The following is a 12883-nucleotide window of genomic DNA, read 5'->3' as shown; positions in this document are numbered from 1 at the left end:
GGCCTATGATATCAATTGTAATTCCCGTGCTCAATGAAGGAAGTACCATCAGGCAGGTAATCAGAACGATCAGGAAAACATCCAGGAAGATAGAGATCATCGTGGTGGACGACAACTCCTCCGACAATTCGGTGGAAGAAGCGCTGAAGGAAAAAGTGCGGGTGATTACGAGCAGCCAGCGGGGCAAAGGTGTGAGTATGCGCGAAGGGATGATGGCGGCGAAACATGACATTGTAGCGTATGTAGATGGAGACATTCTTACTTATCCCGATAACATTGTTGAACTGCTCACCGATCCGATTGTGAATGATGAAGCAGATTTTTGTAAATCGTTTTTCGAGCGACAGGCAGGCCGCGTAACTAAACTGGTAGCCAAACCATTGTTAAGCATTCTCTTTCCCGAGCTTGAACATTTTCAACAACCACTCAGCGGCATGATCGCCGCCCGCAAATCGTTTCTCTCGCAAATCAAATTCGAGAATGATTATGGAGTGGATATCGGCATCCTGATCGATATGCATCTCAGCGGCGCGCGCATCGCGGAAGTAAATATCGGTCGGGTGGAAAATGCGATGCAAACGTGGGAACAACTTAGTAAAATGTCGCGCGAGGTATCACGTACAATTTTACACAAAGCGGAAAGCATTCCGCAGCAAAACCTCGAAACGCTCGGCAACATCAACATCATCCGCGAGCAAATGGAGTACGCGATTTTGGAGAGTATCGACAAGCTGCAAAAGATGGTGATCTTTAACCTGGACGAAACCATTTTCCAGCAAAGTTACCTTTACCTGGCGGCGGCTGTTTTCGATAAGGAAGAATCGCTGGTGCAAATCTTACATCATTACCAGGACCCGATGTCTATTCTTACGCGCAGTGCCGCTCTGTTCCAGGACCGGAATCTCGCAGAGCTGCTGGAAGTGGCGGACAACATACCCGTAACGAGCGATATTCGCAGTGTGGTGAAAGCATTGAAGAAACGTGGTTATGTAGTGGGATTGGTGACTGACGGATTCGAGTGTGTTGCGCAGCATATGAAAAACAAACTGGGAATGGACTTCGCATTTGCCAATCGCCTGCATCTGTTTCACAGCGTGGCCACCGGCGAACTGACCGTCCCCGAATTTTTCCTTTCGCAGGATGAAGTGCCTGTATATGACAGGCGGCACCTGTTGACGTATGTGCAAACAAAATATCACATTCCGCCGCAAAATATTATCTATGTAGGTAATGGTGCGATGGATGTGGAGATGTTGCGCGAATCGGGCATTGGTGTAGCTTTTGATCCACAGGATGAGGAAGTAGTAGCCGTGGCCGATAAAGTAATTCGTGGCGAACACCTGGCCCCCTTACTGGAAATAGCGCAAGCCGGGCCGGATAAGTTGAAGCCGAAAGTCAAAACCCGCGCACGCCGCATTGGTGTAGGCAGCCTCATTTGCCTGGCTTCTGCGGGCTTGCTATACCTGGCCGTGCGTGCACTTAAGAGTGAGCCAGAGCCACAAGTTTGTTAAATACATTGGGGGACCAGCGGTGTGGCGCTATGCAGCCGCCGTTGTGTCACTCACTTCAACTTTCACTTTTCTCTTCGGCGCGTTATTTCCGCAGCCAGTAAAAACAGAAAGGCCACCTGCGATCAGGCGGCCTTTCTTTATTAGAAGAAGTTCAGATGTCTATTTGCTTTTGGCGAGTTTCGCCTCTATGCTCAATGTTGCATGCGGCACCGCTTTCAGGCGCGCTTTGTCGATCAGTTTACCGGTAACGCGACAGATGCCGTAAGTTTTGTTTTCAATACGCATCAGGGCTTTTTCCAGGTGATCGATGAACTGGATCTGGCGGCTGGCCATTTGGTTCAGCTGCTCACGTTCCTGCGATCCGCTGCCGTCTTCCATGCTCATGTACTTGTTTTCGGTATCATCAGTACCCGCTTCGTCTTTACGGGTAATGAGGCCTTGCAGGTACACCAGTTCTTTCTTGGCGGCATCCAGTTTCTTCAGGATGATCTCTTTGAACTCAGTAAGCTCTGAATCGCTATAGCGGTAAACGGGACCTACTGCAGCATCAGGCTGGTCGAGTACAGACTTGGTAAATTCTGGCTGGTATGATACTGTCTGCATCACGGTTTTAGTTGCCGGTTTGCTTTCAGATGCCCTACCAGGCCTTACGGTAGCACGTACTACAGGTTGTTTTTCAACAGGTTTAGGAGATTCTACCGGCTTTGCCTTGCTCGTTTCTTTTTCCTTTTTTTCCTGTACAACTTTCTTTGCTGGCATATCTTCTTTTTCTACGGGTTTAGAAATTACCGGTTTTGAAGTTTTCACTGCCGGAATGCTTTTCTTTTCAGGCTTCTGCGGAACTGCAGGAACCTTTTTTATCGCTGGTGCCTTGGCAACAGGTGCTGATTTCTTAGCAACTACCGGGCCTTTTTTTACAACTGGAGCCGACTTTGCTTTAGCCGCAGGTTTCGTAACCGGAGCAGGCTTGGCCGCCGCCTTTTTAGGAGCCGCTTTTGCAGGTACAGTCTTCGCAGGTGCAGCCTTTGCCGGGGCAGCCTTTTTGGCTACCGGCTTCGCAGCCGCTTTTTTAGGCGCAGCCACCGTTTTTGCTTTCGCAGGAGCGGCCTTTTTAGCGGGAGCAGGCTTCGCAGCGGCTTTTTTAGCAACTGGAGCTGGCTTGGCAGTAGCTTTCTTAGCAGGAACTGCCTTTTTGGTAGTTTTAGTAGCAACCTTCTTTTTTGTTGCCATGGGGACTAGCTTTTTTTGTTAACTAATACATTAAATTTCAGTTCGTTAACTTCAATTTCTATTCCTTCCTGTAATTGCGGCACAATTTCCAAACTGTCTGCCAAAATTTCCGTGCAAATATAGTTATTAAAGTTAAGAATCGCCGATTGCAGCAGGTCCGTTGCGGCTACCTTCACGTCTATCCTGTCCGTCAGTTCAAAACCACTGTCCTTCCGGATTTTTTGTATCCGGTTTACCAACTCACGGGCATTTCCTTCGTCCTGTAATTCGGGTGTAATGGTAATATCAAGGGCTACTGTCAGTGGACCTTTATTGGCTACCGTCCATCCGGGGATATCTTCGGAAATGATTTCAACGTCAGATAACAATATCTGAACGCTATCATTGTCAAGCATTAAGCCAAATTCACCTGTTTTCTCGATAGTAGCAATGTCGTGCTGGGAAAATTGCGCAATGGCGTTTGCAACTGCTTTCATTCTGGCGCCCATCCTGCTACCCAGGGTCTTAAAGTTAGCCTTGATCTTTTTCTTTATGAAACCCTCGGTTTCGGTAAGATACTCAATACTTTTAACATTCACCTCACTTTTTATCAAGTGTTCGATCAGCTGCACCTGCGCCTGCATATGAGGGTCAAGTACAGGGATCAATACTTTCTGCAGGGGCTGCCTTACCTTGTTATTGGTCTTCTTACGAAGCGACAATACCAGGGAGGATATGTCCTGCGCCAGCTGCATACGCTCTTCCAGCTCCGCATCGATGGACGAAACGTCACCTTTCGGGAAGTTGGTCAGATGTACGGACTCGGCATTTACGCGGCCGCTCACATTGTTCAGGTTGCGGAACATCCAGTCGGAGAAGAATGGTGAAACCGGCGCCATCATTTGTACGATCTTTTCCAGGCATTCATACAAGGTCTGGTAAGCACTAATCTTATCTTGATTGTACTCCCCTTTCCAGAAACGGCGGCGGCAAAGACGCACGTACCAGTTGCTCAGGTGCTCGTCTACAAACTCCTGTATAGCACGGCCCGCCTGGGTTGGCTCGTATTCGTCGAAAGATGTGTTTACTTTGTTAACCAACGTGTTAAGCAGGGAAATGATCCAACGGTCAATTTCCGGACGCTCCGCCAACGGAATGTATGCCTCTTTGAAGCTAAACTTATCCAGGTTGGCGTACATCGCGAAGAAGTTATAAGTATTGTATAAGGTAGAGAAGATCTTACGCTGCGCTTCCTTAATGCCGTCGCTGTCGAACTTCACACTGTCCCAGGGCGATGCGTTGGTAATAAGGTACCAACGGGTAGCGTCCGCGCCGAATTGCTCCAGCGTATCGAACGGATTTACCACGTTACCCTTGCTCTTACTCATCTTGTTACCCTCTTTGTCCAGCACCAGGCCATTGGAAACAACAGTCTTGAATGCTACACTGTCGAACAGCATAACACCGAGCGCATGCAATGTGTAAAACCAACCACGCGTCTGGTCCACACCCTCAGCAATAAAGTCGGCAGGGAACGCATTAGAAGGTGCGTCCACCATTTCTTTATTTTCGAACGGATAATGCCATTGTGCATAAGGCATCGCCCCACTGTCGAACCAAACGTCTACCAGGTCTGGCTCACGCTTCATCGGTTTGCCTGACGGGCTCACCAGTATAATATCGTCTACGTAAGGCTTGTGGAGGTCCAAGATGCCTTCGTGCAGGTAGTTCTTATTTACATCGCCGCCGAGCACTTCGTTTGCTTTACGGATGTGTTGGTTCAGCTCCTCAATGCTGCCAATGCAGATTTCTTCCGTACCATCTTCCGTGCGCCAGATTGGCAGCGGCGTACCCCAGAAACGGCTGCGGCTTAGGTTCCAGTCCACCATGTTCTCGAGCCAGTTGCCGAAACGACCCGTACCGGTAGAAGCAGGTTTCCAGTTGATGGTCTTATTCAATTCCACCATGCGGTCTTTAACGGCTGTTGTTTTGATGAACCAGGCATCCAGCGGGTAATACAACACGGGCTTATCCGTACGCCAGCAGTGTGGGTACGTGTGTTCGTACTTCTCTACTTTAAAGGCGCGGTTTTCCTTTTTGAGTTTGATGGCGATGTCCACATCCACATCTGCGAAGTTGGGGTCGCTCTTATAGTTTTTCACGTAGCGACCGGAGAACTCACCTACATTATCGGTGAATTTACCCTGGCGGTCAACCAGCGTGAGTATGCCGATACCGTACTTTTTACCTACACGGTTATCGTCTGCACCAAAGGCAGGCGCTGTGTGTACGATACCTGTACCGTCTTCGGTAGTCACAAAATCGCCGAGTAGCACACGGAACGAATCGCCTTCTTCAGGCTGCGCGTACGGCAGCAGCTGCTCGTAACGGATGTTTTCCAGCTCACTTCCTTTAAAGGAGGATACGACCTTCCATGGGATGAGTTTGTCCCCTTCTTTAAACGCATCAAAATCAGCATTTTCGGCATCTGCCTTAAAATACTTACCCAACAATGCCTTTGCCATCACGATATGAATGGGCAGGTGCGTATACTGGTTGAAGGTTTTTACGAGTACATAATCAATGTTCGCCCCTACGGTAAGGCCGAGGTTGGAGGGCAGCGTCCAGGGGGTGGTGGTCCAGGCGAGGAAAAACACCTGGTCGTTACCGGCAACGTCGAACAGGAACTGCGACTTGTCGGACTGCACCGCCTTAAACATGGCTACGATCGTGGTATCTTTCACATCCTTGTAAGTACCAGGCATGTTCAATTCTGCAGAACTGAGGCCGGTACCGGCGGCCGGTGAGTACGGCTGGATGCTTACGCTTTTATAGAGGAAGCCCTTGTTATACAGCGTTTTAAGCGCCCACCAAAGACTCTCGATATAATTATTGTCGAAGGTAATATAAGGATCCTGCAGGTCGACCCAATACCCCATTTTGCGGGTGAGTTCGTCCCATTTATCTTTGAATTTCAATACTTCACGACGACACGTATCATTATACTCTGCGATAGAGATCTTTTTACCGATATCTTCTTTAGTGATGCCCAGCATTTTTTCCACCCCAATTTCCACCGGCAGGCCATGTGTATCCCAACCGCCTTTACGTTTCACCTGGAAACCCTGCATAGTCTTGTACCGGCAAACGAGATCCTTCACCGCACGGGAAATAACGTGGTGAATACCTGGCATACCGTTCGCGCTGGGCGGCCCTTCGAAGAATACGAAAGGTTCGGCACCGTCACGACCGTCTACGCTTTTCTCAAATATTTGCTGCTGTTCCCACGCCTGAAGTATTTCTCTTTCTATCTGTGGTAAATTCAATTGGCTATATTCCTGGTATTTGCTGGACATAAACTATCCCCTTCCCTTTGTTGTTATAAGTATAATATAAAAGATTGCAAAGTTACAAAATACGCTCATAATGCCACTTAACCAGTTTTTGGGAATTTTTCGAGGATTTTTAATAAATTTGATGAGAAAATTGATTAATTTACAATAATTAAGTGTTAAGTTTCGTTTTTGGCATTGTTTTCGCTTAGCATTTTAGAGTTACAGCTAAGCAATTTAACCATATCAAACACCATGTCTTTATGAAAAGAGTAACCTTGATTATTTGTGCCGCCTTGCTGTCTTCAGGCATGGCTTTTGCACAACAAAAGAAGTCGTCGAAAAAAACAACGAAAGTTGTTGCTGTAAAGAAGGTTGAGGCCCCAGAAAATGTTAAAACTGCATTTCAACAAAACTTTACTGGGTCTTCAGACGTTAAATGGACAAAGTCCAGTGCTGGTAACTGGATCGCGAACTTTACTCAATCTGATGTGAAAACATCGGCTGAATATAATGGCGAAGGTTCCTGGGTAGCCACCAGGACTGAGTTTGGCACTAATATTCCTGAAGGAGTTAGTTCTACACTCAAAACAAAGTATCCTGCTGCGGTAGTGAAGGAAGGTTGGAAAATAGAGCGTTCTGACGTAGCAGCTTACTATAAGATCAGCATCGACGATAATGGCGCGGCAAAAACAGTTTTGCTGAATGAAGCCGGCACCATCACCGAGTAGATCTTTTTAAACACGTATTTCATAGGTATAGGGATAAATAGGACAGACCCTGCTCTTTTGGGCGGGGTTTTCTTTTAACCTGTCACCTTCTTGATAAAGTATTTCATAGGTATAGGGATAAATAGGACAGTCCCCGCTCTTTTGGGCGGGGTTTTCCTTTTTAACCTGTCACCTTCTTGATAAAGTATTTCATAGGTATAGGGATAAATAGGACAGTCCCCGCTCTTTTGGGCGGGGTTTTCTTTTTACCTATTGCCTTGTGATAAAGTATTGCATAGGGATAAGAAGGACAAGCCGCACTCCCTGGGCGGAGTTCTTTTTACCTATGTATTATATAGGGATAAACAAACCTGCCTCGTTCTTTGGGACGCTTTAAGGGTGTGAAGAATGAGGGATGGGTATAAAAAAATCCGTCCCGTTGAAGCGGGACGGATTTATGCAAATTACGGTGGAAAAACTTTTAGACTAGGCAGTGTTACTTAAGGTCAATGGTGTTTGATAAAACACTGCCGTTTAATAATGGCTTTACTATCGTCTGCAAGCTTTTCCTTTTTTAAGGTCAAATCTGATAAGGAAGCTTATGAAAATCAGGATAGATATCCTTTGATCGTGATACAAAGAAACATCAAAAGCTGGAAGAGTAGTTTCGAAATCGGGAAAAGAAAAGATCGGATCGGGAAAAAGGAGGAAAAGAGAAAAAACGTACAAGTGTGCGACGCAACGGCGGATGAAGAAAGTAGCAAAAGCCGACTACCATAAAATAAAAATGTCCCACTAAAGGGACATTTTAAATATTGATATTCATCTTGTTATCGCAATAATAATTCGCAAGGCTTGAGGCCCGTATGCTTTTTAAAGGCCGTAGAAAAGTGGGAGATGCAGGAATAACCCATCATGATCGCCACTTCGGAAACGGAAAGACCTTTTTCATATAACAGGCCCTTGGCCTTTTCCATACGCTCTTTTTGGAAGTAGTCGTAAATGGTGGTACCGTAAGTAGCTTTGAAGCCTTTTTTCAGGTAACACTCGTTCATGGCTACACGACGCGCCAGATCACGAATAGTGATAGGGGCATCCAGTTGCTCCAGCAGGATGTCGCGGGCCTTATTGATCTTTTCGCGGTCCTCCATTTGCGTAAGGAAGCGACAACCATAACGCTCGTCGGTATCGTTCTGAATAAACTGGTCGGAACTGAAAAGCAATAACTCGAGTGCTTTGCTTTGCAGGAATATATTTTTCAGGATGCCTTCGTAATTGTGATGCACCATCTTTTCCAACACTTTTTTAGACTTGGTGCAAGGTGTGATGGTTTTCACGAAAGGCTTCTTGGATTGTAATTCGAATAGTGTAGAATTGGTATTGCCTTTCTGTAATGACTGGATAAAACCTGGCTGAAAACGAACGGTGATCATATCCACCGAAGGCACACGTTCATTACAGGTTTCTTTATCGTGTTTATTACCACCGGCGCATACCTGGTCGGTACATCCGGGATTCGTGCAATACTTACTTCCGGCCACGCAATAACGCAGCTCGATCGCAGCGGACTGGCCCCTTTTTGCCGGCTGGTAAACTACCATCGCCACATCTTCCACCGGCAGCGGCCGGTCGTACGTAAATCGTTGTAACGTAAAATCCAGACAGTCAGGCACCGCCACGGCGTCCGATTCGGCCAGCTTCAGCTGATCGTTCATGGCTGGCTGCTGGATCGCAAGCATCAATATGTCCTGTAATTCTTTCATTTGTTAAAGCCTAGCAAAAGTACACATTCATGGGTTAACATTTTCTGGTTTGACAGTCACCTTACAATATACAGGTCACCTCGGAGTAACCATGATTGATTTTCAATACGATAACAAATAAACTAATTTGTTTATATTGATGTATAATGGCCCTTTAAACCTGCTGGTATGGTATTAGACATCTTTAATACCTAATCAATTCGTATCCGCATGAAAAAGTTCCTTAAAGTGGCTTTGATTACCCTGGGCGTGTTAATAGTGGCGGTAGTAATTATTGGCGTGTACCTGAACCATCATTGGAAAGGCATACTCAACAAAGAGCTGAAAGTGTATGTGCAAAAATCAACGGATAGCCTTTACCACCTTGAGTATAGCGATATTGACATGAACCTGCTTACGGGTTACGTAAACCTGCAGCAAGCGGTGTTAAAACCAGACAGCGCGCGGTACGTGCAACTGCAAAAAGAACAGCGGGCACCTAACGCCGTGTTCACCCTGAAAGTACCGGCACTGGAGCTACGGGGTGTGAAAATACTCCGCTATGTGAGGAAACATGAGATCGCCATAGGGTCGATTAAGCTCAACAATCCGGAAGTAGGTCTGGTGCAGGATGACAACAGCGTAGACACAACAACTAAAAAGGGTGGCAAGCAGTTACAGGGCCTATCAGTCGGTCGCGCCGAACTGCTGAATGTAACTTTTTCGATGACACGCATTCGCAAGGATAGTGTACGCGTGCTTACCAGGTTCACCGAAATAGACGCCCGCGTGCGCGACCTGGTGATCGACTCGCTGACGCAGAAAGATCCTGAACGATTCTTTTATGCGAAACAATTTGATATTAATTTGAAGAAATATGACTTCCGTACGCCGGACAGCCTGTATTGGCTACACGTCAAGAATCTGCAATACCAGGCCGCCAGTCAGCAGCTGGCCGTTGAGCAGGTGACCCTGGAGCCGCGTTACAGCAAGGCGGAGCAGGATAAAATCGTAGGCTACCAGAAAGACCGGTTCGATATTAAGTTCGATAGTGTTAACGCTGCAGGCGTAAGCCCCCAGCACCTGATGAAGGGGGAAATATTTATTGCCTCCCTGCGGATGAAAAGCGGTAAGCTGGACGTTTATCGTAACAGAACGCTGCCGCTGCCACCAGGTAACAAACTGGGTTCTTTTCCAAACCAGATGATATTGAAGCTGAAAACACCGCTGCGGCTGGATACCCTGAAGCCGGGCACCGTAGATATTTCTTACACCGAACTGAACCCCAAAACGAAAAAACAGGGCACCGTGAAGTTCCTGAATGCCGGCGGCACCCTTACCAATATTACGAACGTGGATAGTGTAATTGCCCGTAAAAAGAGTATGGTAGCCGATCTGCACACCAAAGTGATGCAGAACGGTCCGCTCAAGGCCCGTTTCGAGTTTATGCTGGACGATACAAGCGGCGCCTTCAACGTTTCCGGGCACATGGGCGCCATGGATGCGCGGGAATTTACCCCCGTAGTTCGTGGCCTGGCGATGGTGGAGATCAAATCCTGCAATGTGAAGAGCGTTGATTTTAACATCCAGGGGAATGAAATGAGTGCGAAAGGCGTAGTGAAATTTATTTACGACGACCTGAAAATTAGCGTGTTAGAGCAAGATGAGGATACCAAAAAGGTAAAGAAGAAAGGCCTTAAATCCATGCTCGCCAACATTATCGCCATTAAACCGGAGAACCCCGCGAAGGAAGAAGCCCCGCGGGTGGCCTATCCGAGCTATAAAAGGGACATCCGTAAGTCGTATTTTAACCTCGTTTGGAAGACCCTTTCAAAGGGCCTGATGGAGATCGCGGCGACCGATGCGATACAGGCATTATAATCACAACTTTTCAACATTCGCGAAGAAGCACTGTTTTCGGGCATATTGACGACCGAGAAACAGTGCTTATTTTATGGAAATCAGCCCCATTTTGCTTATTTTTGCATGATTCTCGACCTTTTTATCAAAAAAAGAATTTCATCAAAAATATGAGTGAAGAACTAGTGAAAGCACCTACCCCCTCCAGCGGTTATGATGCGGGTAGTATTCAGGTATTAGAAGGATTGGAAGCAGTGCGTAAGAGGCCGGCGATGTATATCGGCGATATCGGTATTAAAGGTCTGCACCACCTTGTATACGAAGTAGTCGACAACTCCATAGATGAAGCGCTCGCAGGTTATTGTAAGAATATTGAAGTAAGCATATTGGAAGATGACTCTATCCGTGTGAAGGATGATGGTCGTGGTATTCCCACGGGCATGCACCCGAAAGAGGGTCGCTCCGCGCTGGAAGTGGTAATGACCGTACTGCACGCCGGTGGTAAATTTGACAAGAACACTTATAAAGTTTCCGGCGGTTTGCACGGTGTGGGTGTAAGTTGTGTGAACGCACTCAGCTCCATCCTGACCGTTACTGTAAACCGCGAAGGAAAAACTTTTGAACAGGAGTACCGCCAGGGTACACCGCAGTATGCCGTTCGTGAGATCGGCACCAGCGAGATCACTGGTACTACCGTTCATTTTAAGCCCGACGAAGAGATCTTCAAAGAAAGGACCTATAACCGCGAAATTCTCGCAGGCCGTCTGCGTGAGCTGGCCTACCTGAACCGCAAAATCAGGATTATTCTTACCGACGAGCGCGAGAAAGACGATAATGGCAGCCCGCTTACAGAAGTATTTTACAGCGAAGGCGGTATCATGGAATTCGTTGCGATGCTGGATAAAAACGGTCGCCGTAACAGCCTGTTACCGAACCCCATTTATGTGGAAACACATGAACCTAACTCCAACGTTGCTGTAGAAGTAGCGTTGATGTATAACGACTCTTTCAACGAGCACATTTTCTCCTACGTAAACAACATCAACACCATCGAAGGCGGTACCCACGTTGCGGGCTTCCGTCGCGCGATTACGCGTGTGTTCAAAGCGTACGGCGATAAAAATAAACTGTTTGAAAAAACAAAAGTAGAAGTAACCGGCGATGACTTCCGCGAAGGCCTGAGCGCTGTAATCAGCGTTAAAGTGCCAGAGCCGCAGTTCGAAGGGCAGACCAAAACCAAACTTGGTAACTCCGATGTAATGGGTGTAGTCGACAGCGCCGTTGCACAGGTGATTGATCATTACCTGGAAGAGCATCCAAAGGAAGCGAAGATCATTATCAATAAAGTGGTATTGGCTGCACAGGCGCGTGAAGCCGCCCGTAAAGCCCGCCAGCTCGTTCAGCGTAAAAGCGTAATGAGCGGAAGCGGCCTGCCGGGTAAACTGGCCGACTGTTCCGATAACGATCCGCACAGATGTGAGCTGTACCTTGTCGAAGGAGACTCGGCGGGTGGTACTGCTAAGCAGGGCCGCAACCGTAACTTCCAGGCGATCCTCCCGCTTCGTGGTAAGATCCTGAACGTGGAAAAAGCCATGGAACATAAGATCTACGAGAACGAAGAGATCAAAAACATCTTTACAGCACTGGGTGTAACCATCGGTACCGAAGAAGATGACAAAGCGCTGAACCTCAGCAAACTGCGTTATCACAAACTGATCATCATGACGGATGCCGACGTGGACGGTAGCCACATCGCCACATTGATCCTTACGTTCGTGTTCCGTTATATGAAAGACCTGGTAGACCAGGGTTACGTTTACATTGCTCAGCCACCGCTGTACCTGGTTAAGAAAGGTAAAGAGCAGGAGTATGCGTGGAACGAAGACCAGCGTAAAGCGGCTGTAGCCCGACTTGGTTCAGGTAAAGAGGATAGCGTGAACATCCAGCGTTATAAAGGTTTGGGTGAGATGAACGCCGAGCAGCTGTGGGATACCACCATGGACCCGGAAAAACGTACACTGAAACAAGTGACCATCGAAAGCGCTGCAGAAGCCGACCGTGTATTCAGCATGCTGATGGGTGATGAAGTACCTCCGCGCCGCGAGTTCATCGAGTCGCACGCGAAGTACGCGAAGATCGACGCTTAATACATTATTATATAGATATCAGGAGGGCTGGCCGCTGGTCAGCCCTTTTTGCATGCGTTTATTCTGCAGGCCAGAAGTGTCGCTGATTACCGCTTTTGAGCCTGGCCTTGCCACAACACGCTATTGCGGACAGCCCGCCGAAAGCAGCACACATGGCTTTAGCACAACCAACACCCAGGCCGCTGCGTCAGCCTTGCCACTTAGCAGCCATCCCACTAAAAATTTTTCCAGCTAATAGACTTATCCCCATAACCTTAGACCTCTACCCAAATTTACCTCTCAAAAAACATTATAATTAATCTTAATAATACAGACATATTACTTATATTGCATATACAATGAGCAAACAAACCGTAGCATTGAACCTATAAC

General features: G+C 47.3%; 8 protein-coding genes. 5 read left to right on the top strand and 3 right to left on the bottom strand.

Annotated elements, in window-relative coordinates:
* The first annotated feature begins 5 nt into the window (after positions 1–5).
* Entirely contained in the window at positions 6–1511 is a 1506-nt protein-coding gene (locus MKQ68_RS23900) for a glycosyltransferase (RefSeq protein ID WP_264281258.1), read from the top strand.
* A gap of 159 nt (positions 1512–1670) precedes the next feature.
* On the opposite strand, the gene MKQ68_RS23895 is transcribed toward MKQ68_RS23900, so the two are convergent.
* Positions 1671–2114 carry a TraR/DksA family transcriptional regulator gene (locus MKQ68_RS23895; RefSeq protein ID WP_244845210.1) on the bottom strand — a complete coding sequence of 148 codons (444 nt, stop codon included), beginning with the start codon at positions 2112–2114 and terminating at the stop codon, positions 1671–1673.
* A gap of 19 nt (positions 2115–2133) precedes the next feature.
* Here MKQ68_RS23895 and MKQ68_RS23890 point away from each other — a divergent pair, with 19 nt between their 5' ends.
* Entirely contained in the window at positions 2134–2763 is a 630-nt protein-coding gene (locus MKQ68_RS23890; protein ID WP_264281257.1) for a hypothetical protein, read from the top strand.
* On the opposite strand, the gene ileS is transcribed toward MKQ68_RS23890, so the two are convergent.
* Positions 2747–6076, bottom strand: a complete 3330-nt coding sequence (ileS, locus tag MKQ68_RS23885) for an isoleucine--tRNA ligase (protein ID WP_264281256.1) — start codon at positions 6074–6076, stop codon at positions 2747–2749. The two genes, MKQ68_RS23890 and ileS, sit on opposite strands and share 17 nt — an antisense overlap.
* A gap of 239 nt (positions 6077–6315) precedes the next feature.
* Here ileS and MKQ68_RS23880 point away from each other — a divergent pair, with 239 nt between their 5' ends.
* Complete coding sequence (locus MKQ68_RS23880; RefSeq protein WP_244845190.1) at positions 6316–6783, top strand: hypothetical protein; 468 nt, start codon at positions 6316–6318, stop codon at positions 6781–6783.
* Between the two features lie 809 nt (positions 6784–7592).
* Here the strand turns inward: MKQ68_RS23880 and MKQ68_RS23875 are convergent.
* A complete protein-coding gene (locus MKQ68_RS23875; RefSeq protein WP_264281255.1) occupies positions 7593–8525 on the bottom strand; it encodes a helix-turn-helix domain-containing protein in 933 nt (310 codons plus the stop codon).
* A gap of 210 nt (positions 8526–8735) precedes the next feature.
* On the opposite strand from MKQ68_RS23875, the gene MKQ68_RS23870 reads away from it, so the two are divergent.
* Positions 8736–10385 carry a hypothetical protein gene (locus tag MKQ68_RS23870; protein WP_264281254.1) on the top strand — a complete coding sequence of 550 codons (1650 nt, stop codon included), beginning with the start codon at positions 8736–8738 and terminating at the stop codon, positions 10383–10385.
* Positions 10386–10534: 149 nt separating this feature from the next.
* Positions 10535–12511 (top strand): DNA topoisomerase (ATP-hydrolyzing) subunit B, encoded by a 1977-nt coding sequence (gene gyrB / locus MKQ68_RS23865; protein ID WP_264281253.1) that lies wholly within the window; start codon positions 10535–10537, stop codon positions 12509–12511.
* Positions 12512–12883: the final 372 nt, after the last annotated feature.

Origin of the sequence: Chitinophaga horti (assembly GCF_022867795.2) — a bacterium.
Taxonomy (GTDB): domain Bacteria; phylum Bacteroidota; class Bacteroidia; order Chitinophagales; family Chitinophagaceae; genus Chitinophaga; species Chitinophaga horti.
The sequence above is the reverse complement of the archived record's forward strand: the minus strand, read 5'-3'. Positions and strand labels throughout refer to the sequence as shown.